General features: G+C 51.8%; 25 protein-coding genes and 1 pseudogene. 3 read left to right on the forward strand and 23 right to left on the reverse strand.

From position 1 onward, the window contains the following. Position 1: 1 nt before the first annotated feature. From Q0Y46_RS07815 to Q0Y46_RS07925, 23 genes and pseudogenes are all read right to left on the reverse strand, one after another. On the reverse strand, positions 2-151 hold the full coding sequence (locus Q0Y46_RS07815; RefSeq protein ID WP_295680079.1) for a DUF5908 family protein: 150 nt from the start codon (positions 149-151) through the stop codon (positions 2-4). A gap of 2 nt (positions 152-153) precedes the next feature. Next, complete coding sequence (locus tag Q0Y46_RS07820; protein WP_295680081.1) at positions 154-606, reverse strand: phage tail protein; 453 nt, start codon at positions 604-606, stop codon at positions 154-156. 8 nt (positions 607-614) lie between these two features. Further along, positions 615-1,073, reverse strand: a complete 459-nt coding sequence (locus Q0Y46_RS07825; RefSeq protein ID WP_295680084.1) for a phage tail protein — start codon at positions 1,071-1,073, stop codon at positions 615-617. A 15-nt stretch (positions 1,074-1,088) separates the two neighbouring features. Next, a complete protein-coding gene (locus Q0Y46_RS07830) occupies positions 1,089-2,531 on the reverse strand; it encodes a phage tail sheath C-terminal domain-containing protein (protein ID WP_297946408.1) in 1,443 nt (480 codons plus the stop codon). A gap of 21 nt (positions 2,532-2,552) precedes the next feature. Then, positions 2,553-3,284, reverse strand: coding sequence for a hypothetical protein (locus Q0Y46_RS07835; protein ID WP_297946411.1), 732 nt, complete (start codon positions 3,282-3,284; stop codon positions 2,553-2,555). Further along, positions 3,284-3,862: a DUF4255 domain-containing protein gene (locus Q0Y46_RS07840; protein ID WP_295680092.1), complete on the reverse strand. Its 579-nt coding sequence runs from the start codon at positions 3,860-3,862 to the stop codon at positions 3,284-3,286. The genes Q0Y46_RS07835 and Q0Y46_RS07840 overlap by 1 nt, the downstream gene beginning before the upstream one ends. A gap of 335 nt (positions 3,863-4,197) precedes the next feature. Next, complete coding sequence (gene tuf, locus Q0Y46_RS07845; RefSeq protein WP_295680095.1) at positions 4,198-5,394, reverse strand: elongation factor Tu; 1,197 nt, start codon at positions 5,392-5,394, stop codon at positions 4,198-4,200. Positions 5,395-5,768: 374 nt separating this feature from the next. Further along, the gene (locus Q0Y46_RS14905) at positions 5,769-6,383 is read right to left on the reverse strand and encodes an EF-Tu/IF-2/RF-3 family GTPase (protein WP_366522501.1); all 615 of its coding nucleotides are present in this window, start codon (positions 6,381-6,383) and stop codon (positions 5,769-5,771) included. Then, positions 6,360-7,484, reverse strand: a pseudogene (locus Q0Y46_RS07855) (elongation factor Tu); the annotation flags it as partial. The gene Q0Y46_RS14905 and the pseudogene Q0Y46_RS07855, both read right to left, overlap by 24 nt. 294 nt (positions 7,485-7,778) lie before the next feature. Beyond that, positions 7,779-8,453, reverse strand: a complete 675-nt coding sequence (locus tag Q0Y46_RS07860; protein WP_295680098.1) for an EF-Tu/IF-2/RF-3 family GTPase — start codon at positions 8,451-8,453, stop codon at positions 7,779-7,781. A gap of 176 nt (positions 8,454-8,629) precedes the next feature. After that, the gene (locus Q0Y46_RS07865) at positions 8,630-9,856 is read right to left on the reverse strand and encodes a beta-ketoacyl-ACP synthase (protein WP_295680101.1); all 1,227 of its coding nucleotides are present in this window, start codon (positions 9,854-9,856) and stop codon (positions 8,630-8,632) included. Continuing rightward, positions 9,853-10,581, reverse strand: coding sequence for a 3-oxoacyl-ACP reductase FabG (gene fabG, locus Q0Y46_RS07870; RefSeq protein ID WP_295680104.1), 729 nt, complete (start codon positions 10,579-10,581; stop codon positions 9,853-9,855). Before fabG ends, Q0Y46_RS07865 begins: the two co-directional genes overlap by 4 nt. Before the next feature lie 19 nt (positions 10,582-10,600). Continuing rightward, positions 10,601-11,035, reverse strand: a complete 435-nt coding sequence (locus Q0Y46_RS07875; RefSeq protein ID WP_297946416.1) for a thioester dehydrase — start codon at positions 11,033-11,035, stop codon at positions 10,601-10,603. A gap of 31 nt (positions 11,036-11,066) precedes the next feature. After that, entirely contained in the window at positions 11,067-12,248 is a 1,182-nt protein-coding gene (locus Q0Y46_RS07880; protein WP_297946419.1) for a beta-ketoacyl synthase N-terminal-like domain-containing protein, read from the reverse strand. Continuing rightward, entirely contained in the window at positions 12,245-12,850 is a 606-nt protein-coding gene (locus Q0Y46_RS07885) for a DUF3261 domain-containing protein (protein ID WP_295680114.1), read from the reverse strand. Before Q0Y46_RS07885 ends, Q0Y46_RS07880 begins: the two co-directional genes overlap by 4 nt. 27 nt (positions 12,851-12,877) lie before the next feature. Next, the gene (locus Q0Y46_RS07890) at positions 12,878-15,214 is read right to left on the reverse strand and encodes an MMPL family transporter (RefSeq protein ID WP_297946423.1); all 2,337 of its coding nucleotides are present in this window, start codon (positions 15,212-15,214) and stop codon (positions 12,878-12,880) included. Then, positions 15,204-15,866: an outer membrane lipoprotein carrier protein LolA gene (locus tag Q0Y46_RS07895; protein WP_295680120.1), complete on the reverse strand. Its 663-nt coding sequence runs from the start codon at positions 15,864-15,866 to the stop codon at positions 15,204-15,206. The genes Q0Y46_RS07890 and Q0Y46_RS07895 overlap by 11 nt, the downstream gene beginning before the upstream one ends. A gap of 6 nt (positions 15,867-15,872) precedes the next feature. Then, the gene (locus Q0Y46_RS07900; protein WP_297946426.1) at positions 15,873-16,316 is read right to left on the reverse strand and encodes an acyl-CoA thioesterase; all 444 of its coding nucleotides are present in this window, start codon (positions 16,314-16,316) and stop codon (positions 15,873-15,875) included. After that, positions 16,313-17,287, reverse strand: a complete 975-nt coding sequence (locus Q0Y46_RS07905; RefSeq protein WP_297946429.1) for a lipid A biosynthesis acyltransferase — start codon at positions 17,285-17,287, stop codon at positions 16,313-16,315. The genes Q0Y46_RS07900 and Q0Y46_RS07905 overlap by 4 nt, the downstream gene beginning before the upstream one ends. Further along, positions 17,280-18,026 carry a glycosyltransferase family 2 protein gene (locus Q0Y46_RS07910; protein WP_295680130.1) on the reverse strand — a complete coding sequence of 249 codons (747 nt, stop codon included), beginning with the start codon at positions 18,024-18,026 and terminating at the stop codon, positions 17,280-17,282. The genes Q0Y46_RS07905 and Q0Y46_RS07910 overlap by 8 nt, the downstream gene beginning before the upstream one ends. 3 nt (positions 18,027-18,029) lie before the next feature. After that, the gene (locus Q0Y46_RS07915; RefSeq protein WP_297946433.1) at positions 18,030-20,339 is read right to left on the reverse strand and encodes an AMP-binding protein; all 2,310 of its coding nucleotides are present in this window, start codon (positions 20,337-20,339) and stop codon (positions 18,030-18,032) included. Then, on the reverse strand, positions 20,336-20,596 hold the full coding sequence (locus Q0Y46_RS07920) for an acyl carrier protein (RefSeq protein WP_295680137.1): 261 nt from the start codon (positions 20,594-20,596) through the stop codon (positions 20,336-20,338). The genes Q0Y46_RS07915 and Q0Y46_RS07920 overlap by 4 nt, the downstream gene beginning before the upstream one ends. Before the next feature lie 9 nt (positions 20,597-20,605). Beyond that, positions 20,606-20,866, reverse strand: a complete 261-nt coding sequence (locus Q0Y46_RS07925; protein WP_295680141.1) for a phosphopantetheine-binding protein — start codon at positions 20,864-20,866, stop codon at positions 20,606-20,608. 105 nt (positions 20,867-20,971) lie between these two features. Here Q0Y46_RS07925 and Q0Y46_RS07930 point away from each other — a divergent pair, with 105 nt between their 5' ends. The 3 genes from Q0Y46_RS07930 (at position 20,972) to Q0Y46_RS07940 (ending at position 23,158) form a co-directional block, all read left to right on the forward strand. After that, positions 20,972-21,652, forward strand: a complete 681-nt coding sequence (locus Q0Y46_RS07930) for a beta-ketoacyl synthase chain length factor (RefSeq protein ID WP_295680145.1) — start codon at positions 20,972-20,974, stop codon at positions 21,650-21,652. After that, a complete protein-coding gene (locus Q0Y46_RS07935; protein WP_295680148.1) occupies positions 21,652-22,446 on the forward strand; it encodes a lysophospholipid acyltransferase family protein in 795 nt (264 codons plus the stop codon). The genes Q0Y46_RS07930 and Q0Y46_RS07935 overlap by 1 nt, the downstream gene beginning before the upstream one ends. An 88-nt stretch (positions 22,447-22,534) precedes the next feature. Then, positions 22,535-23,158 carry a hypothetical protein gene (locus tag Q0Y46_RS07940; protein ID WP_295680151.1) on the forward strand — a complete coding sequence of 208 codons (624 nt, stop codon included), beginning with the start codon at positions 22,535-22,537 and terminating at the stop codon, positions 23,156-23,158. The last annotated feature ends 55 nt before the right edge of the window (positions 23,159-23,213 follow it).

The raw sequence follows: 23,213 nt of genomic DNA on the forward strand, positions 1-23,213 counted from the left end.
CTTATCTCTCCTTGTCCCATCGGATGGATTCTTCAATCATCTGGCGACATTCCCTCAAGACATCTTTTTTAAGGGAATCTGAAGATTCATGTTCCTTTTCGCCTGCTTCGATTCTTACGCTGATACTAAGGTTCCTGATTTCTAGCGACATGGTTATAATATCCTCTCTATACTTCGATATTTCAACGAAACCGTTTCTATCATCACTTCGGCCTTCATGGCGTCAAGTGTGCTGAACGACCATTTGAACGGATATGCCCCTTCAAATGTCCACGTTGCTATGGGCTTGCTCTTCTCATCTAGCAAGGTGACTTCGATGGGTTGAGGGTCCACTTGGAATGCGTTCATCGACGAATTCATGTTCTTCATGCACCATCTGAAAAATGGGTCGCTATCCTTGAGTATGGCCCGTTTCAAGACCAAATCGGAAAGCTTTATTTTTTCGGGTAAGTGGTAAACTGTCGAATTGTCACCCCCGCTGCGAACTTCCTTCGTTTCTATCGTCGTTTCCAAACCAGAGACTTCGCTGAACGCAATCTCCGATTTGCCCAACTTTACAGAAAAGTGGAATACAACGGGAATTGACCATTCGACAGTATCACCCATGGCGTCCCTTAGCTATTTGAAATCGTCATGCCTTCATGGACAATTTCAATGCTTTCTACTGCGACTTCGTTCCCTTCGGCTTTGAGTTCGTATCCCGAAATCTTGGTCGGCCAGGCGTTCTTGAGCGTCCAGGTCATTGCCGGGGCGTCTGTTTCGTCCAAAAGACTAATCGTAATATCGATCCTCTTGATCGTATTCATCTTAATCTGGTTGAACCAATCCCAGAACTTGTTGTCGCCCTTGAAAATGCCCTTCTTCATTGTGACATTGCTGTACTTGATCAGGCCAGGCATCTTAACAACAGAATAAACCTTGCTGTTGCCAACGCGGTACTTGATTTCTTCGGATTGTGCATCCAGGCCGGTAACTTCCTGGAAAGACATTTCTTGATCGCCCCATTTCACCTGAAAGTGGAATTTGGGCATCGGCCATACGCTGGCGTGTTGTGTAGAACCATCTTCTGCCATTTTTATTACCTCCTATTAGGATTTCTGTTGCTGTTGCTGGAAAGTGAGTTCAATGAATTCTGCCGGGCGAATCAAGGCGACCTTGATGGTGATGCGCAGAATGCCTTCGAGGATGTCTTCGGGGGTCATGGTTTCGCCAAGGCCCACGTGGACTTCGAATGCGTCTTCGGGGCTCGTGCCGGCGAGACCACCGCGCTTCCAGACGCTGGTCAAGAAGTTACTGATCATGCCCTTCATGGTCACCCATGTGTTCGCGGTGTTCGGCTCAAAGACGAACGCCTTCGATGCGAGCTTGATGGATTCTTCGAGCATAATCATGGTGCGGCGGACATTCACGTAACGCCAATCGAGGCTGTTGCCATCGAGCGTGCGCGCGCCCCAGACTTTGTTGCCGTCGCCCACGAAGGTGCGGATGGCGTTCACGGCCTTGCCGTTGATAGGAACGTTCAAGTCTTCTTGTTCGTCATTCGTGAGGTTGACGGTCGGAGTGATGACTCCGTTCACGCCTACGTTGGCCGGAGCTTTCCACACGCCGATGGAGTTGTCCACCAAGGTGTAGATGCCAGCCATGGCACCTGCGGGCGGCATCAAGTTCAGCTGTTCGCGGACCAAGTCCATAATCGTTGCATAGTTCGGGCAAATCACCGAAAGGGTGCGGTGGATTTTCTGCACCTGTGCATCGTCCTTCACGTCGGCGGCGGCCATTTGGGCGATTTCGGCCTTGATCTGTTCGGCCTTTTCGGCGGGCTCCGGCGGGACAGCTGCTGTGAGCATCGTCGTGAGTGCGTCCAGGTTTTCGACGTTCGCAAACGTGACTTCGTTCGGCTGCACCACGCTCGTGTTGAGCCACGGATAGTAAACCGCACCGTAATTCAAGAACGACGTCACCTTTTCGCGGAAGGTGGAGATACATTCGCGCGGTTCCTTGTAGCCGTCGAACACGTCGAGAATGGCGAAGCGGTTCTTCATCTTCGCGCAGTGGGCAAGCATCGCGTTCTGCACGTTGGCGCAGGCATCTGCAGTTTCCAGCGAGACGGCTTCGGGAATCACGACCAATGTCGGTTCCTGTTCCTTTTCGAACGGGATGATGGCTTCGGTCAAGGCTTTTTCCGAGATTTCCTCGCCGTAGGGGCCCACCGCCATGATATAGCAGGTGGCACCACCGTTCTGGTAGAACATGCGAATGGCGTCGAAGAGGCGGAAGCGGACTTTTGGCGGGACCACTTTTCCACCTTCTTCGAGCTTGTAGCGCATCAGAGCGCCCTCGCCAAAGATGGCCCTGTATTCCGCAAATGACGAAATGCGGAAGGGCTTGTTGAACACGGATTGTCCCTTGTATTCGGCCTTTTCGGTATAGCCGATAAACATGGGTATTGCCGTGGCAACTTCCACTACAGAACTTGGGAATGCGTTTTTCTCGACGAGATAGACGCCCGGAGTTTTGTATGATGTAGGCATTTTGTTTTATCTCCTATGGGGTTATGTGTTAACAAATGATTCAGCGACAATCTCTCGCCTACCGTCGAGAATGACCGTGGAGACCGATCGCGCGTCCATGTTAGGTAAACACTTTATGATTGCTTTTGACGTTTTCTTTTCACGCAACTGAAAAAGCGGAGGTGCGCCATAACGTAGCGGGATTTCTTGTTTCGATACGAATACCGATTCTCCTAGATTTCCCTTGGTGGTGTCGAAAGGGGAGGCTTCTTTGTCGCCTTTGATTTTTACGATTTCGGCTGTGTCGTTATCGGGTAGGCCCGAAATGTAGTAGTACCATTTCATTTTTTTTGTCTTGAGCGATAGCGTGATGCTTGCGCCTGATTTTCCCTGGGAATTCGCGATTTCCATGCCGAACATGGGCTTGGGAAGTTGCATTGCCTCGGGAATGTCGCCTTTTGAAGTTGTATCCCATTGCAGGGATTCGTCTTTGATCTTGGCAAACGGAATGGAATCTGTCGGGATTTCGCCGAATTCTGTTACATTCCACAGGTTGCGATGCACTGGGTATGCCCAGAAAACGAGGCTTATCTCATGGGAGAATGCAGATTCATCTGCAATCAGCCGGAATCCTCCTGCTGTTTCGCGCATCATGATGCCTTCGCGCTTCATGGTTTCTGCTGTTGGCGGGTCTGGCCGGAAGGTGAAATCTTCGCACCTGCCGCCAACGTATTCGTGTTCCATAAAAATGTCTGCCCAAATCCCGTAATTCATCAGTAGGCTCCAATAGATGCTTCTTCTGGGACGTGAACGACGTAAGGACGGTAGTACGAGTAGCCACTCCCGAGTGCGACCGTGCGGACCTTGTACATGACGGAAGGGACATATTTGCAACCCACGAGGCTCCACAAGTTGCACATTTCCTGCAAGTTCAGGTTTTCCACATCGACAATCAGCTTTTCGAGCCCTGAGTTGAGTTCCGGGAAGGAGGTTCGGTCGAAAACGCTATGGTCTTGGAAAAAGCCCACGGCTCGAGAAAGGTATTTTAGCGATTCCTCGTAATGGCTTGCCTTGAAATTGGCCGCCAAGACAATGTGCAAATTCAAGAAAATCGGCTTGGAATGAATGATGTTGCGAAATCCGTCGAATTCCGGCTTTGTGCTGGCTTGCGTCATGGAATCTTTTTCGACGTTGGCGAGGAACATGACCAGCTTGTTTGTTGCACTTTCGGATTCTCGCCCATCGTTGTCCATCATCTTCGACACAATAGCGACATTTTCTTGTGCAGAAAACTTTCTACGCAAATATTGGTTTAGCTGTGAGACTAAAAATTGCAAAGCAGCGTTAATCATAAATTTCTATTCGGTTCTTTGCGTGCAAAATAAGATAACTTTTCGAATAAAGCAATATGGAAAATTTACAACAAAATATTTTTCCATTTTTTAGGAAAAATGGTGCGTTATATTCTGTAATTACTTTTGATGTAAAATGTGTATAAAAGAGCGTACGTTATCGCTACTTTGTTATGCAGATTCTAAATAATAGTGTAAATATTTTTTTACTGCATAACTTTTGCATAACTTGTGGATGCTTAGTTAACTTCTATTTTGTATGTAAAAAGCCCTGCACTGGAGCGTAGTGCAGGGCTATATTTTTTATGTTGTTCTATAGGCTTGTTTGCCGACTATTAGTATTTGGGTTTGTCGTAGACCGCTGTTATCATGCCGGCACCGACTGTACGTCCCCCTTCGCGGATTGCGAAGCGAAGGCCCTTTTCTAGAGCGACGGGTGTGATGAGCGTGACGTAAATGCTTACGTTGTCACCCGGGAGTACCATCTCAACACCTTCCGGCAACCGGACTGTGCCGGTAACGTCTAGAGTGCGGATGTAGAACTGCGGACGGTAGCCGTTCCCGAACGGGGTGTGGCGCCCGCCTTCTTCCTTCGTGAGGACATAGATTTCTGCATCGAAATAGGAATAAGCCTTTATTGTGCCGGGGGCGGCGAGGACCATGCCACGGAGGATGTCCTTCTTTTCGGCACCGCGGAGCAGGATGCCGACATTGTCGCCGGCTTCGGCGTAATCAAGGAGCTTGCGGAACATCTCCACACCGGTGACGGTGTATATGGCGGGCTCGAGAATGCCGACGCGTTCGACCCTGTCGTTCAGGTGGATGACGCCGCGTTCGATACGGCCCGTGGCGACGGTGCCACGGCCAGTAATGGTGAACACATCTTCGACAGGTAGCAGGAATGGCTGCTGGATTTCACGCTTCGGCAGTTCGATGTAGATGTCGCAGGCTTCCAGGAGTTCCATAATCTTGCCCATGTAGAAGTTGTCTCCTTCAAGGGCCTTGAGTGCGGAACCGCGGATGACCGGGGTGTTGGCTCCGTCAAAACCGTACTGGGTCAGTAGATCGCGGATTTCCATTTCGACGAGGTCAATTTGTTCTTCGTCGTCGACCATGTCGCACTTGTTTATGAATACGACGATGTACTCTACGCCGACCTGGCGGGCAAGCAGGATATGCTCGCGCGTCTGGGGCATCGGGCCGTCGGTGGCTGCTACGACGAGGATGGCTCCGTCCATCTGGGCGGCACCGGTCACCATGTTCTTCACGTAGTCGGCGTGCCCCGGGCAGTCAACGTGAGCGTAGTGGCGGTTGGCTGTGGTGTATTCCACGTGGGAGGTGTTGATCGTGATGCCGCGGGCCTTTTCTTCTGGGGCGTTGTCGATTTCTTCAAAACGCTTGGCGTTGGCTAGGCCCTTGGCGGCGAGGGTCGTGCAGATGGCGGCCGTGAGGGTGGTTTTGCCGTGGTCAACGTGGCCGATGGTGCCGATGTTGCAGTGCGGCTTGCTTCTGTCAAAATGTTCTTTTGCCATTTTTCCTTCCTTTTGTGGGTAGTGGTTTGTCTCCAACCTTGCTAAAAACAAGTTTTTGTAAGTTTATTTTAAATAAAGATAATAAACGAATTTATTGACTTGGACTGCCATCGCTGGTTTAATTTATTCTGTAAATATTATGTTCGCTTGAATGGAGTAATCAGGGCGCGTGATAAAGGAACAGATGTCGTTTGTTTTGTCAAAGATGTAATATTGTGTTAACATTGTATATGTATTGTATTACAAATTTGAGGCGGCGACCGAGGAGACTTCGGTTTGCTCTGGGAGTCGTTTTGTTCCGTTAGCAAACAAAAAAAAGGGAGTGGTGCCTTGGCATCGCTCCCTCAGTTTTTTTTTTTGGGGGGGGGCTGTTATTACGGGCCGACTTTACGGATGATTCCGGTTGCGACAACTTTAGTTTTGTTGCGGATCCTCACCTCAAGGCCGGTTCCCAACGCCACGGATTGCGCCAATTTGATATGGGCGGAGAAGTACTTGCCGGGAGTGACTATTTTACTCAAAATTTGGATCGTTCCGGGCACCCTGGCGGTGCGGATCTGGAATTCCAGTTCCGAAACATTCTTATGATTCGGAACATTCTTCTGATCCGTAAACGGATTGTGGGGTATGCCTATGTCTTTCACTGGAATTTTAATATCGGCATCGAATTCCTTGCCTTCTTTTACGGTTCCTGGGGTGGCGACGACCATGCCTATGACAACGTCGTCTTTGCCGGCTCCACGGAGGAGAATGGACACGTCGTCGCCTTCTTTGGCGCTTTCGCGGTTTTTGTCGGAAACGCTGATGCTTGTAACGGCGTAGTTAGCTGTTTTGCCAAATCCTACACATTCGCTCATGTCGAGCAAGTTGAGAGTGCCTTGCTCGACTTTGCCCGAAACGATGGTCCCGCGCCCTGTTACTGTGGCTACGATTCCACTGATGGGAATGAGGTACGGCCTGCGCAGAATGAGTTGTTTTACGATGCCCATTCCGATTGTTCGTCCTCCTACGCGAATTGCAAAGCGCTGGTCTTTTTCCAAGGCAATCGGAGAGATCAACTGAATAGTGGCCGATGCGGTGGTACCGGGCGTTACCGTTGTCACGCCCCTTGGGAATTGCATCGTTCCTGTCACGTCAGTAGTGCGGAAGTAAAACTGGGGACGGGAACCGCTCGTGATAGGAGTGGCGCGTCCACCTTCATCGCTTGTTAACATGTATATGTCGGCATAGAAGTCGGTGTACGCTTTTATTGAACCTGGTGCTGCAAGAACCATCCCGCGCTTGAAATCGTTTTTATCTGCGCCACGAAGGAGCATGCCGACGTTGTCGCCTGCTCGTGCTTCGTCAACAGACTTGCGGAACATTTCGATTCCGGTAACTACGTATTTTTCTGTTGTGTTTGAAAGCCCGACGCGCTCAACTGTGTCTGCCAGGTGTATGACGCCTCGTTCAATGCGGCCGGTCACTACGGTGCCTCGCCCGGTAATGGTGAAAATATCTTCTATTGGCAACAGGAATGGTTTGGTGAAGTCGCCTGCGGGAACCTGAAGATACTCGTCGCAAACATCCAAAAGTTCAATAATCTTGTCTTGGTAGGCGGATTCTCCATTAATGGCTCTTTGGGAGGAACCGTGGATAACTGGTGTGTTGTCACCGTCAAAGCCGTAGCTGGGCAATTGTTCGCGTAACTCGCACTCAAGGAGATCGAGGATTTCGGGGTCGTCTACTTGGTCTGCCTTGTCTATGAAAACGACAATTTCCTTTAGACCGATTTGTTTGGCGAAAAGCATGTACTCTCGCGCTTGGGATAGAGCGGAGTTCTGGGCCTGCATGACCAATATGGCTCCATCCATTTGGGCTGCACCGATTATCATGTTTTTAATGTAATCGGCACGTGAGTTGGAGGTGTTTATAATAGCGTAGTGGCGGTTTTGGGTGTTGAACTCCTTGGCGGATGTGCTTACGCTGCAAATGCCTCGTGCATTAAGAGTCGTTAGGATCGCTGTGACCAAGGCGTTGCGGTCGCTTTCGGCCCCTAAGAATCCAAGATTCATGTGAGGCAGGCTCCTTTGAAAATGTTCTTTTGCCATATTTTCCTTCCTTTGGTGGGTGGTGGTTTATCTCCAAACTTTTTGAAAAACAATTTTTTGTAAGTTTATCGTAAATAAAGATAATAAACAAATTTATTTGTTTAGACTGCTGTTGCTTGTTTAATTTGTTCTTCAAATATTATGTTCTTTTAGATGTACTCAAAGAAGTGCGTGAATATTGTATAGCATTTGTAATACAAAGCGAGACGACTACATTTTTGATTGATTGTGTACAAAAAAAGGAGTGATGCCTTGGCACCGCTCCCTTTTTTTGGTGGGGGGGGATTTGTAGTCTTATCCTTTGATTAGTTTGCCGATTCTTGTTACGGTTCCGCTTGCAGTTTGAAGATTACTGCTGCGAACGGTAAAGGAAAGGCCTTTTTCCAATGCAACGGATTTCGCTAATTTAACGTGGACGCTGGCCGTTAATTTCGTTGTTGTGTGAGAAAGTGCTTTTATAAGGGTCATTGTTCCAGTGACAACGGCCGTACGGATATAGAATGTTAGTTCTACTTTTTTTGCTGGTTTTAAATCTTCTAAATGCGGGATGAGTTCAGGAACTTTCTTTCTGATTGCGGTGATGTCCGCATCGAATTCTGTATTCTCTGCCACGGAATTCGGGGTCGCAACAACCATGCCTCGGACGATATTTTTGTTGCTGGCGCCCCGAAGGAGCAGGCTTGCTTTGTCACCTTTCTTGGCTTTGTCAACTTGGCCAGCTTCTGTGCTAATGAGGGTAACTATGTATTCGGCGGTTTTGCCAAAACCGATGCATGCGACGGTATCTCCAACTTTGACCGTGCCTCGTTCGACCTGACCAATGACAACAGTGCCACGTCCGGTAATGAAGAAGAAGTCCTCGATGGGCATGAGGAATTTTGCCAAACGGATGTTGCCGGGGATTTTTTCCAGTGTGCCGGGCTTTAGTGTCAAATCAAGAGCCGGATCGAGCGGTTTTTTTGTAGCCATTGTTTTTCTCCTTTGTTAGGGTGAGGTGTAAGATTACGTTAAAAAAATAATAAACAAATTTTTGCCCGAACCGCCAGTGCTGGTTTAATTTGTCTAATAAATATTATGTTCGCTTGAATGTACCACAAAAAAAGAGCGGTGCTTTGGCACCGCCCTTTTAAATGAATTTGGAAAAATTAGAGCTTTTTGAACACGAGCGACGTGTTGACTCCGCCGAAGGCGAAGTTGTTGCTCATGATGTAATCAACGTCCATTTCGCGGCCGCTGCCGGTAATATAGTCGAGCGGAGCGCAAGCGGGGTCTACATTTTTGAGGTTGAGGTTCGGGCTGAACCAACCCTTGTGCATCATGTGGATGCTTGTCCAGGCTTCGATTCCGCCGCAGGCACCGAGCGTGTGGCCGATGTAGCTCTTGAGGCTGCTGATAGGCACTGCGCGCTTGCCGAGTGCATTGTAGGTGGCCCAGCTTTCGGCGTTGTCCCCCTGCGGGGTGGCAGTGCCGTGGCCGTTCACATAGCCAATCGCTTCGGGCGAGATGCCTGCATCTTCGATGGCGAGCTCCAATGCGCGTTGCATGGTTTCTGCCTTGGGCGAGGTGAGGTGATCGCCGTCGGTGTTGGTGCCAAAGCCGACAAGTTCGGCGTAAATCTTGGCTCCGCGGGCTTTTGCGTGTTCGTACTCTTCGAGGACGAGCGTGCCGCTGCCTTCGCCGATAACGAGCCCGTCGCGGTCCTTGTCATAGCTGGCGGGAGCCAGTTCGGGGTGGTCGTTCATGGTCGAGGTGGCGAACAACGTGTCGAACACAGCGGACTGGGTCGGGTTCAGTTCTTCGGCGCCACCAGCAATCATAGCGTCTTGCATGCCGTATTTGATGTATTCGTAGGCGGTGCCGATGCTGATACTGCCAGAAGTGCATGCCGTATTAGACGTGTAGAGGCGTCCTGTGAGGCCGAAGTACACCGCGATATTCACGGCGCAGGTCTGCGGCATGGACTTGATGTAGGTGGTCGCCGTAATCTTGGAGCAGTCGTCGGTGACAAGCATCGAGAAAAAGTCCACTAGCGGGTAGACGCTTCCCATGCACGAACCGTAGGCGACACCCACGCGGCCCGATTGCAAAAAGGCGGGGTCTTGGTCGAGCCCGGAATCTTTGAGGGCCCTGACGGCAGATGCCGTGGCGAGCAGGGCAACGCGGCCCATCCCGCGGATTTTTTTGCGGGGCAGGTCGGGGACTTCGAAATTGACCGGCGAGGCGAGCCGGGTGTTCATTTGCGTGTAACGGTCCCAATCGTCCATGCGGACGACCTTGTTCTTGAGCTGGTGAAGACTATCGAAAATTTCGTCGACTTCGCAGCCCAGGGCGGAAATGCAGGAGCCGCCGGTAACGACAACTCTACGGGTCATGCGAGACCTCCATTGACAGAAATGACTTGACGTGTGATGTAGGCGGCTCCCTCCGAAAGGAGGAATACCACGGTGGCTGCCACTTCGGATGGCTTGCCGACGCGCTTCATGGGCACTGCCTGCAAGATGATGTCGAGCGGGGCTTCCTTGATCATCTCGGTTTCGATGACGCCAGGGGCGACGCTGTTGACGGTGATGTTCCTGCTCGCAAGTTCCGTGGCGAGTGCTTTGGTGGCTCCGATGATGCCCGCCTTGGATGCGCTGTAGTTCACCTGACCACGGTTGCCGATGACGCCAGAAACCGACGAAATGGTGATGATGCGTCCGATGCGTTTGCGGCACATGGGCATGACGAGCGGATGCACGACATTGAAGAATCCGTTCAGGTTGGTGTCGAGCACCTTGTCCCACGATTCATCGCTCATGCCGGCGAATGTCATGTCGGAGCATACGCCTGCGTTAGAGACGATGCCGTAGTAGACGCCGTTTTCTTCGATGTCTTTTTCGAGAACTTCTTTGCACTGTTCGCGGTTGCAAATGTCGAATTGCAACGTGCGGATGCTACCTCCGGCGGCTTGAACCTTTTCGACGAGGGCGTCAACAGCCGCCTTGCCGCGGTTGTAGTGCGCGACCACAGTGTAGCCGGCTTCGGCCACGGCGAGAGCAATGGCGCTGCCAATGCCTCCGCTTGCTCCTGTAATGAGAACTTGTTTCTTGTTGTCCATTTTGTTCCTTTTGTGTTCCTTAATTTTCAAGTACCGCTTTGGGGTCGTCAATTTCAATCGTGTTGAGGACGGCGGTCGCGAAGACGGTGTCGCCTATGGAAATGTTTCCGTCGAAGGTGACGATGTTGTCCATGCGCATCGTCTGCCTTACAGAAATTTTTGCGACGGAGTTCGCCGGGAAAACGGGCTTGTTTGCGGTAAAGTTGTTCACGCTCATGATAAACCCGATTTTCGGCTCTTGACCCTGTGTCTTGCCGTAGATGCCAGAAAGTGCGGAAATGCTCTGTGCCATGTATTCGAAACCGATCCAGACCGGGATCCCGTCGATGTCGTTGTCGAAGAACATGCTGCCGGGTACGATGTCCACTTCGGTGTGGATTTCGAGCTTTTCGAAGTTGTAGTCAACGACCCTGTCGAGCAGGGACATCTTCCCGGAGTGGGGAACGATTTGCATTATTGCTTCTTTTGTTTTGTATTCTTCCATTTTAGACCTTTTCTACGATAAGCGATACATTGCAGCCGCCGAAGGCGAAAGAGTTGCTTTGGATGCGACGGATGCCTTTGCATCGGTCACCTTGGCGTACAAGGTGGACTGCGGGAATTTCGGGATCGAATTCCCCGTCGTAAAGGTGGACGGGCAAAAGCCCTTCGGGGTTGGAGTCCGAAAGTACCATGCAGCAGAAAGCGAGTTCCAAGGCACCGGCCGCACCGAGTGTGTGCCCGGTAAGCGCTTTGGTGGAACTGCAGGGGACGTTGTCGCCGAACACTTTGTGTACGGCGATGCCTTCCATGGAGTCGTTCAGGCGGGTGCCCGTGCCGTGGAGGTTGATATAGCCGATGTCGCTTGGTTCCAGGCAAGCGTCTTTGAGTGCGCTTTCCATGGCGCGGCGAGCGCCTTCGCCATCGGCCCTCGGGGCGGTGATGTGGTCGGCGTCGGCGCTTTCACCGATGCCGGTAATCTTGAATTTTGCGTTGCCGGGTTCCCTTGTGACAAGGAAGAATGCAGAGCCGTCGCCGAGGGTGATGCCTGTGCGGTTCTTGCTGAAGGGGTTGGTAGGTGTCGGGGAGACGGCCGCGAGTGAATTGAACCCGAGGACGACCGCTAACGAGGCGATGTCTACGCCTCCGATGATGGCTGCGTCGCAATCCCCTGCATAAATGTGGTGGCGTGCGGTCGCAATAGCGGTGGCACTCGAGCCGCATGCGGTGGACTGTAGTGCGCACGGGCCGTGGATGCCGAATCTGGACATGATGTATTCTAGCGGGAAGTCTGCCTTCTGCTTGTCCAGTTTGTACCCTGCGGGGAATTCTCCGTGCTGCTTATGGTAACGTAGCGCATTGATGGAAATTTCGGAACCGTTGTCGCACGACCCGATAAAGGTGCCGATGCGCCCAGCGCCATATTTGTCGATGGCCGCCTGCACGCTTTGAGCTATGTCGCGCAGCGAAATTTCGGCGAGGCGGTTGATTCGTTCGTTGTAGTAGGGGTTTTCCGGTGCAGGGAAATCTGTTGTATCGATATTCGAAACGCAGAAACGTTCTGCGCCGTGTTCTAGCGTGGTGAAATCCCCGCGTTGCCCGTTAATAAGTTTGTCAAAAACCTGGGCCTTATCGTGGCCGAGTACAGAATGGAAACTAAAATCTTGTATGTAGAGCGGCTGGTTCACTGTGCCTGCCCTCCGGTCACTGTGTAGCTGTAGTTGCGTAGGGAATTTGCCAGTTCGATGGTATTCCCGTTTTTTCGGATAGTGAGGATGTCCGTACTCCCTTTGGAAAGTTTGCGGACGGTCGTGTCCCCTTCGGTTGTCTCGGTCAGCGTGAATCCGTACGATTCAAAATGCGGTTTGAGAACGGCCATGTCGAAATAGCAGAGCTGGATATCGGCGATGATATATTCCGCTTTGATTTTCCCCATGTCCATCAGGGTGCTGTTGAAGCGGATGGAATCCCGCGAGCAGGTGATTTCGGCCAGCGTATTGCCGAAGGAACTGAACAAGACGACGCTTAAGAGCGAATCGTTCATGCGCATCCAGGCGTCCATCGAGAATTCTTTTTCACCATAACGCCCGTCGATATGCTGGGGAGCATCCATCGAGAACCCACTGCCAGAAATATCGAGCAGGTGAACAAAACTATCGTCGGTGTAGTAAACCGGTTCCACGGATAGTTTATTTTGGTTGCTGTGGCAACAGCACAGGAGCATACCAGCCATCGCGATGAGGACTTGAGCCAAACCAAATGCGCTATGATGATTGCCGTTAGAATTCATCGGGTCAAAGATAGAAAAGTTGGGGGGTCAGTTCCGTTCTTGGGTAAGTGGAGAAAGGAGGAAGCAGGTCAGTGTGCCAATAAATATCGATAATCCGAAGACATGCACGGGCTGGAACTCGCTAAAGGAGAGCGTTCCGAACGAAAGTACCGTCGTGGCCGCCGAAAGGGCAATGGCGAGAGCCGTCGTGCCGACGTGGTTGCTCCCTTCGCGGAAGAAGAGCGAGTAGTCGATCCCGACCCCTAGGGTGAGAATGACGCCCGCGATGGCGAAGAAGTTGAAGTCGATTCCGGCCAGACCAAAAATACTTGCGACCGCGATGCCTGCGCATACGGGAATGCGGATAATCTTGAATGCGGTCTTCAGGTTGTACACGGGAATGAAGATGATGAACATGAGTAAGTTCGTGATGGCGACGAGAATAATCAGGATGTGCGATATGTCTGTGAGGGACTTGCTGATTTCTGGTACTTTGTTCACGAAGTAGACTCCGTCGCAGCCGTCGGCAAGCCTAGGCAGTGCGGCAGCGTCTTTCACGTGGAGCGGGAAGACGGCGCTGTAGTAGGCACTGTCGATTTTCCCGAGCCAGAGCGTTTGCAATGCGCTTTGCCAATCGCTGGGGAACGAGTCTTCGGGGGTGATGGCGCTGAAGTTATCGAGGCTCTTTTGGAACAGGGAGTCACTGCCAAGTTGCTGTGATTTTAGGAAATCTGCGGCGTCACCTTGCAGTGCTTGTTTGATGGTCGCAAAATCTTCTTGCTGCCGTTTTTGCGATGGGACAAAGTAACTCATGGCAAGGTAGTTGCGGAAGACGGAATCCTTTTTCCCTTGTTCCATCTTGCGTACAAATACTTCTTCTTTTTGCAAAACATCTTCGGCCGACGCCCCTTTGACGATGTAGTAGCTGCCGCTCATGCCGAAATCAATGACCTTGTTTGCAAGGAACTCAGATTCTTTGAGGGAATCGGATACGGTGTAGAGGTTGTGCAAGTCGGTCTGGATGTTCAGGCGGATGAGCCCTGGAATGGCGAGCGCACAGAGCAATGCCGGTAGCGCGATTTTCAGCGGCCAGCGCAGGCGGTAGTACCAGTCGTACATGTGCGAAAGCGATGTGGCGAAGCGAGTCGCTTGCCCAGCATGGGCCGCCTTTGCTTTGGGGAATGCCTGGAAGAGGAACAACGTTGTGCAAAGTGCGCTTGCGAGCCCAGTGGCGGAGAATAGGGCCATCTGCCTCAGGAGCGGGAATGGTGCCACGGAAAGTGCAATATAGCCCAGTTCGGTTGTTGTGAACCCGAGGATTAGCCCCTTAAAAATGCGTTTGCGGACTTCTCTGCCATCGTGATTTTCGTTGGCGAATTTCCAATCGGTGAAAAAGTGGATGGCGTAGTCGATGCTGATGCCAATGATGCTCGTGCCGAATACCAGCGTGAACATGTGAATTTCCCCGAATGCGCTCCATGTGATGGCGAGAGCCGATACGACGGCCATGAGGATGGAGAACAGCGTGCTCGCGATGGGGATGAATGTCCTGAAAATAGCGATGAGGAGAGCTAGCGCGAGAATGATAGAGATAGTTGAAATCCAGGTGATTTCTTTTTGAGCGTTCTTGGAACTTTCGTAACTGTGGAACGGGACTCCCGACTTGGCGACAGAAATACCCGGATAACGTTCACGGAGGGTGTCGATTGCGGCATTGACCTGTTCCAGCACATGTCCTTCGCCTGCAATTCCCTTTTCGCCGGGCCGGATTTTTGCACTCCAGAAAATGTATGTCTTGGTAGAGTCGCTTGCGACGAGGCGCCCTTCTTTGAGGGAGAGCTTGTTCGAAAGCAGGGGAGAGTGCATCGTGAATCGCTCAAAGGCGTGCGCTCCGAGCAGGTAAGGGTCTTCTTCGAGGTGGGAAAGGTCGCTTAGGCTGAATGCGCCGTAAATGCGCTGGAGCGCTTCGTCGCGTGCGAATTGTACTCCCGCCGTGCTGGCGAGCGCCTGTATGTAGGTATCCCCGAGCAACGAGAAACGGTGATGGTAGGTGTATTCGGCAGTTCCTTCGAGGGCTCCGTCGGATACCATGTAACGGATAGATTCCAGCCTGGGGTCGCCTTTCAAAGTGGAGTCGAACCAGTCCGCCGCATCGCATGCGGTCTGGAAATCCTCGTGGCCTACGAGGATGTTCAACTGGTTCATGGTCTGTTCGCCCATCTTCTTTTCGGCATCGCCGACTTCTTTGAGCGAATTTGCCGTAGGGAGGATAGAGTAAAGCGACGTGTCGATGTTCCAGGGGCGCGCGCACAATGCAAGCACGAGCATGGTGACATGCACCATGCTCCAGATGGCGATACCTATGAATTTCGACTTATTTTTCAAGGAGAGCCTTTTCTTTGGCGGTAAGTTCGCTACTGGGCTTGGGGTTTGAAAGTTCGTATAGGAGGGGGCTCCCGCTCCCGTCTACCAATTTTATGCGTTCTAGCCAGGCGCTCCCGCTCAGTTCGATGGACTGGATTGTCTTTTTCACGGAGGATTCCCTCGGGACAAGGCCCACTGTCCAGTTTTTCCCGTGTCTGTCGAAAAACACGTGGAATCCGGCTTGCAACTTGGCTGTGCTGCCCGAAAAAACGGACTGGATTGTCTTGGCAATTTGTGCGAAGACTACGTTATCCTTGGCGCTGACTTCGCTGCGCGTACCATTCGCGTTCTGTTGTACCATCCCGGATTCGGTAATGGCGAGCTGGCTTGCGAAGGGCTTTTCGGTATCCCAGAGGAGACCGTTCCCGTTTGCGATGGTGAATTTCCCGACCGATACAAATTCCCGGTTGAGCTGCGCGATGAACTTGGTCTGCTTGAAATCTCCGCGCACGACTTTGTGTGCGGTCATGGGAGCAAAGGTGCTGTCGATGGCCGTGGATTCGCTATCCTTGACGGGGTGCTTCCAGATTTCTCCTTCGGCGGAGAATCCGTTTGTGGCAAGTAGCGCGCAGGCGCAGAACAGAATGGTGGCAAATTTCATCGGGCTTAGCATGGTGAACTATCCGTTCGCGTTAGCGAGTTTCTGCCGGTAGGCTTCAATTTTTTCAACGAGTTGCCTGGGGGAGACGAGGCTTGTTTCGCGAGTCCTCATGTCGACGGCCATTTGTGTCGATTCCGCCTTGGTGGTCACCTTGCCGGTCTCGATGTCGACGAAGGTATAGGAAAGACGGAGCCCGAATTCGTATTCGGTGATTTTCGCCGTGACGCGGACCTTTTGGCGGAACTGGAGCGGCCTCATGTACTTGACATGAACATCGACTACGGGCCAACCAAACCCGTCTTTTTCCATGTCTATGTAGGTGTAACCGATTTTATCGAGGAGTGCGCAGCGGGCCCTTTCCATGAAGTTGATGTAGTTGCCGTGCCACATGATTTGCATCGGGTCGACTTCGTAAAAGGCGACTTCGATGTCGATGGAATTTTCAATGATGGGTTCGCTCATGGCTGTTGTTCCTTTTTTTCCCAAAAATCAAAAAAGTTGTACCACTGGTAGGGATGCTCGCAGCAGCATTCTTCGACAAATGCGATGTATTCTTCTATCAGCGGCTGGATTTGTTGTTTCCGTTCTTTGCGGCTGCCCGAAAATTGGGTCGAAGCCTTGCGGATCTTGAATTCGTATTTGGAGTTCAGGCTGAAATTCTTGCAGCGGATACCGGCACCGAAATAGACGGGGGCGCCGAGGATGCTTGCGAGTATGAAGGTCCCCTCTGGAAATTCGGCCCATTCTCCGAAAAACTTGGCACGGAGAGTCCGTCCGCGGTTTGTGGCGGAGGTCCTGTCGCCGGCGATGACAATGAGATAGCCCTTGTCTATCTTGTCCTTGATCATGATTGCCGAATCGACGCCGATGTCGCTTGCGTTGATGAGGTTATCCATCAATTCCGGGTTCAGTTTGCGTAGGAGATCGTTATACTTGGAAGTACTTTCGATGTCGACGATGGGGCAGATACGCAAATCCTTGATTTTGGCATTCCCGTCGATATCGCCTAGGGACCGGAACATGTCCAAGTTGCCGAGGTGAGAACTCAATAAGATGGCACCATGCCCTGTTGTGAGGAATTTCTGGAATTCTTTTAGTTCGGGGCTAGGTTCCAAGTCCGACACGTTCAGGCGTCCCATCCAGCTGAGCATCTTTTCGAGCATCTGGAGTGCGAAACAGAGAACGTGCTTGTAGCAGTCAAGTGTTGTCGGGCTTTTTCGCCCGGTCGCTTTTGCCACCTTTTCGAGGTAGGCTCTCGAGTTTTTCCGGATGGGTTTTGCGCCGAGGAAAAAGAAAAAGCATATTATGGCGGATATCGTTACAATCAGGGGACGCGGCAGGTACTTTGCCATGAGGAGCATGAAGGTGAACGTCCAGGACGTTCCCGACGATACTTCCTTGTGCTCGGACCAGTGTTCCTGAGAGTTATCCATTTTTCTTGATTTTCCTCAAAAGCAGGATGGGGAGGCGGAATACCATGCCGAAGAAAAGCTTGGTGTGCAGCCATGAAATGGAAATGTTGTCCCGAACCATCCTGAAGTTGGAAATACCGTTTTCCGGGTACCGGACCTGGATGGGGTAGAAATTCATCTTCACGTTTCTCCACTTGAGCCTTACGAGAATTTCGATATCGAAACCCATGCGGAAGTCGGAAAGTTTGCGGATAACAGGGAGAGTCGGTTCAATCGGATAAATGCGGAATCCGCACATGGCGTCGGGAATGTCGAACGAGAGCGTCTCGACGGCAATCCAGAAGTTCGTAATCTTGCGGCCGTTTTCGCGGCTCTTGGGCACGGATTCATCGTACTGCGGAAAACCGGCGATGAGATTTCCGGGGTGCTTCTTGGAGGCCTTGACGAAAAATTCCAATGCGCCCAGGTCGTGTTGCCCGTCGGCGTCGACTTGTATGGCGTAAGAGAAACCGGCCTCGGATGCGGCTTCGATTCCCTTTGACACGGCATACCCTTTCCCGCAGTTTTTAGCGTAGGAGATGAGCGTGATTTCTGGAATCCTCTGGGCAATGTCTTCGAGAACCTTCTTGGCTTCGGGGGTGTTCCCGTCGTCGACTATGAACACATGAAGCCCTTTTTTGATGATTTCCTTGGCTACCGCCTCAACGGTGCCTTCGTGCCTGTATACGGGGATGATTGCGCAATAAGCTGTATTTTCCATAGTTTATACTTCCGTTCCGATCTTGATGGCTCCATTGGAGTATTTCTTGCCTTCCGCATTCCTGAAGCAAAAGGCAATACGTCCGGTGTCTTTGTCGTAGTTGAGATCCAGCAGGATTCGCGTGTCCGGCAAAATCGGGCTTGTGAACTTTGTACGCTGGATTTTCTGCATCGAGAGGGATGTGCCGAGATACTTGTGTGCGAGTTTCATGACGAAATTCACCTGGACTACGGCGGGGAGCAACTTGAATGTGTCGAAGTGCCCGTTGTAGAAGTCGCTTGTTTCGGGAATCTCGATTTCGATCGTTGCCGCGTTTCCCTGGACATCCGCGTTATGGATTTTGTAGTTCGGGTCTTCTTGGGAGTCTTCGAAAAGGGCCTTGATGTCTGCCGTCTTGATCTTGCCCATGGCATCCTGCGGGAGCCTTTCGGGGAACCGCCAGCGTTTGGGAATGACGGTCGATTCGAGATACTGCGAAAGGAAGTTCCTGAAGAACTTGTTCATTTCGAGCTTTGCCGCATCCTTGAATTTTTCCTTGCCGTCGCAATTGAGGGCGATCGCTGCCGCGAGGTATTGGCGCTTGCCGGCCATGGCGATGACGCGGACATCTTGCACCAGGCCTGTCTGGCGGAGTCGCATTTCGACTTCGGGGAGGGAAATGCGCTTTTCTTCGATTTTGACAATGGAATCGATGCGGCCGAGCAGCGTGAAGCGGCCGTCTTCTTCGAGCTTGACGAGGTCCGCTGTCGAGAAACCGCCCTCGTCGTAGATGTAGGGGGATTCCACGTGGAGGCAACCGTCTTGGGTCAGCGTGATGACGTTGTGCGGGAATGGCTTGTAGAGAGGCCCGTTTTTGCTCTGCCTGTGAGCCATGCAACCCGTTTCGGTGCTTCCGTAGATTTCGGTGGGCCAGTATTTGAGAATCTTTTCTGTTTCGGCGGCGGCGTCTTCGGGGAGCAGGCCACCTGCCGACAAGATAAACGGCGTTTCGGCAAAATCGACGGGCTCGTTTTTCCCGCCGGCAAGCCTCTTGAGGAACGCCGGGCTTGCGACAATCACGAGCCGGTGGGCTTTGAGCGCTTTCAACTCTTCGGGGAACTCGACCGTGTTCCTGCGGAACGGGGCTCCGCTCATCAGTGCGAGCAAGAGCGAGAAGGTGAGGCCGAAAATGTGGTGGTGATTCACCGTCCTCACGACATAGGCATGATCGTATTTTTCGAGGAACTGGGTCGCGAACTCGTTGACTTCGTCTTCTAACTGGATGAATTTCTTGGGGGATATTTTGGGCTTGCCTGTGGTTCCCGAGGTGTACATGTCCACGTCGGACGATTTCGGGTCGAACATGACCCACTTCCCGTCATCTTCGTGCTTTTCGATAACGTCTTGAATCAGTGTGGCACCGTCGGCGGGAATATCGGTCAGGAACGAGACCCCTTCCGTGCAGATTTCCTTGATGAATTCTTGCGAGCGGTTGGCAGAAATTTTTGCGGCCTTGCCGCCCTGCATCACGGCGACCAGGGCGACCATGAAGTAGTAGCTGTCTTCGAAATTCAGGAGCCATGCCTTTTGCGGCCCGGCTTCGATTTCTTGGCGGACCTTGGACACGTCGGCGGTGAAGTCGGCCCATGTTTTTATGTTGCGGTCTCCATTGCCGTCAAAGGCGAAAATGGAATCGGCGGCTCTCGAGTCGCGCGAGAAGGTGGATATGTATTTGTATTGGATCATTTTTTTCTGCACTATTTTTCGAATAATAAATTCACTTGCGAAGAGAATTCCCATGAGAATGTAGGAAATTAGCCCGTTGTACAGGGCCCATAGCTTGTCGGAGCCGGCGAAACAGGTGTATGCCGCGATACTGCCGTTAAAGACGAAGAAGGCGCACCAGACGATAGTCACTTTGGTGCAATAAGGCTCCACGAATTGGCGCTGTGCAGAGTTTTTCAGGGTCTTGTCGCCAAGGCATGCCAGCCTGAATACGAGGCTGGGGCCAAAGGCCAACGTGGAACCGAAAAGGGCGAGTAGCCCCACGCTGACGGTTACCGGGTAGAATTTCAGGGACAGGATATTGTCTGTGGCGAATGCGAAAAGTCCGCAGGCGAGAGCAAAGAAAAAAAGCAGGCTGCTTTTCAGGGCCTGCTTTCTACCCCGTCCGGCTGTCTTTAACAGGGCGACGAGGTTAAAAAATGCTATTGCTAACAGGGCGATGCTCAGGACTCTCGGGCGCAGCCCCCAAAAACAGAGACCGCAAAAAATGAGCCCTGGGTAAAGAACCGAAAGGGCGGCAAAGGAAATCTTTCCCGCCGCGGTTCTCATTTCTTCTCGCCCGATTCCTGGATGAGGTTGTAGATGGCGTCGACGACGTCTTGCAACGTGCGTACGGACTTGAACACTTCCGGGTTGATGTTGCGCGGGAGCATGGACTTGAGTTTGACGATGAGGTCGACGGCATCGATGGAGTCGAGGTCGAGGTCTTCGTAAAGTCGAGCTTCCGGAACGACCTTGGAGCTATCCATGCCGAATTCACTGATAAGGGCGTCTTGGAGTTTCTTGAGAATTTCGGATTTTTCCATGTGTGTATCCTATTTGTTGGCCGAAATAAATGCGGCAAGTGCGTTTATCGAGGCAAAATGCTTGCGGGTTTCTTCGTTTACAGCCGTGAAAGTGACACCGAAGTTTTCCTTGATGGCAAGGCCGAGTTCCAAGGCGTCGATGGAGTCCAGGCCAAGACCTTCGCCTTCGCCGAAGAGAGGAGCGTCGTCGTCGATGTCCGCCGGCGTGATGTCTTCAAGTTCAAGTGCATTGATGAGGATGTTCTTGATTCTCGTGTTGAGGTCTTCCATAAGTCCCTTTTTGTGTTATTTTTGTTTTTTTCCGAACCAAATATAGAATAGTTGTCAAATATTTTTAAATTATATTTACATATCATTATTTTGTTTTTGCGTATAATGTCCAGACATATATATATATGCAGGTTTAGCTTCTGGGCTCCGGGTTTGGAAACCGCCGAGGACTTAGCTGCCTATGCGCGTGGGGATAAGAATATTTCCTGTGTTTCCGCTGTCCCGGCGCTTCCGTTCGTGCCGATGCTCATGCGGCGCCGCCTTAGCGACGTCTCCAAGATGGCCGTCTACGTGAACCATTTTGTTTCGGAAGGGCTCCCAGAAGCGAAAATAACCTTTGCCTCGGAATTTGGCGAGGTGCGGCAGCAACTGAAAATATCGGAACACCTGATCGATACGGAGACCGTGTCTCCTGCGGCGTTCAGCCTTTCCGTGTTCAATGCCCCGGTCTCGTGCGCGACGATTGTCGAAAAAAACATGGCCGGCTATTCTGCCGCTTATGCCGGTGCGGGCTCCTTCCTGAACGGCCTTCGGGATTGCGCCGATGCGCTTTCTACGGGCGAGGGTGGCGAGCGGGTGTTCCTCTTTGCCGACGAACTTGTCCCCGAGGTTTATGCTCCGGTCGTGGAGGGTTACCCCAATGTGCCCTGTGCCATGGCTTTGCGACTTTCTGCCGAGAAGCAGCCCGGCTGTATCGAACTGGATATCGACGAAATCCCGGAAACGCACTTTGCCGCCGAACAGGCGCTTTGGCTCCTTAAAAAGATACTCGTGGAGAATCCGTGATGTTCCTTTTTCGGCGGATAGCCTACTGCTGGCGTGTATTCATCAAGTTGATGACGCTCTTCTGGTTCGGCATGGGAAGCTTGTTCCTCGCGACATCGGTGTTCCCGACGCTTTACCTGCTGTCCGGTTTCTCCAAGGAGCGGTTCGGCCGCTGGGCGCGTCTGGTTGTGCATTATTCCCATAAATTGGCCCTTGCGCATTTTGTCTATTTTGGCTTGGGGACGATCCATGTGCAACACCGAGAAAGGCTCAAGGGGCTCCGGTCCAAGGTCATCGTCGCGAACCATCCGTCCATCTTGGATGTGGTAATCCTGTTTTCGCTGATTCCCAATGGCGACTGCATCGTGAAGGGCAGCCTGGGCCAGAACCGGTTCATGAAGGGCATTGTCAATTCGATTTACATTGTGAATTCCAAGATGTTCACGAAACAGCTTGCCGAGACGGACAAGTCGCTCCAGCGGGGCAACTGCCTGATTATCTTCCCGGAAGGGACTCGTTCCGTGCCGGGGGTGCGCTGGCAGTTCAAGAAGGGCGCTGCGCGTTTCGCTCTCCATTCCAAGTGCGATGTCGTGCCGGTTTACATCGGGAGCAATGACTTTCTCGGGTTACGCAAGCACGATCCCGTATTGTCGGTCAACCGGACGGAACGGTACCATTATAACTTGGATATTCTGGATCCTATCCCAATTGAAAAATTCCTGGATTATCCGCCAAGCCAGGCCGCAAACCTCTTAACGAGGGAAATGCAGAACGTGCTGGAAGCCCGCCGTGACCAAGATGCCGCAAATGCGTAATGTACGTATGCGGTGGTAGGTATTTTTATCCATCATGCACTGACGGCTGAAATGGATGAATGCTATATTGGGGATAAAGAGGTAGAATATGAAAAAGAGTATCGGAATCTGCGTATTTTTTTCTTTGTTGATGGGTTCACTGTTCACTTTGACGGCGTGTTCCTCCTATGAACGTGTCCAGACTGCGGAAATGATGGAAGGCCTTCCGAATTGTCTCGGCTTGCACATGACGGGAGCTCGTTGGCATTATACCGACGTCAATGGAAATGCAATCGATGTTATTGGACGGTGTACTCAGGGACGGTTGCATGGAAACTTCGACTATTCGATGAACGGAATCTTGGTGGCCAGGACCAAGTTCGTCAATGGAGCGGAATATAAGACTGCTTGTCTCGTGGGCCAGAAACACAGAGCGTTTTTGCAAGCTTGTTTGAACGAGGCGGCAATGTTATATGCGCAGGGCCAACCCCGCCCGGTTTCTGAAGGGTCTGCGCAACAAACTCAGACGGTCGTGGTCCCGGTGCAGGCCGGGCAACAGGTCATGGTTCCCGTTCAGCCTGGGCAGACGGTCTTGGTTCCTACACAGCAGGATGGCCAGACGGTTCTAGTGCCTGCGCAAGCGGGCCAGGCAATCGTGGTCCCGGTCCAGCAAGGACAGCCTGTCGTGGTCCCAGTACAGCAAAATCAGACTCCAGAACAATCGGCGCCTTAATTTTTTTATCGGTAATCCGTAAAAATTATTTTTTTTTAAATTTGCGCCTAACATT

It is taken from the genome of uncultured Fibrobacter sp. (assembly GCF_947305105.1).
Lineage (GTDB): Bacteria > Fibrobacterota > Fibrobacteria > Fibrobacterales > Fibrobacteraceae > Fibrobacter.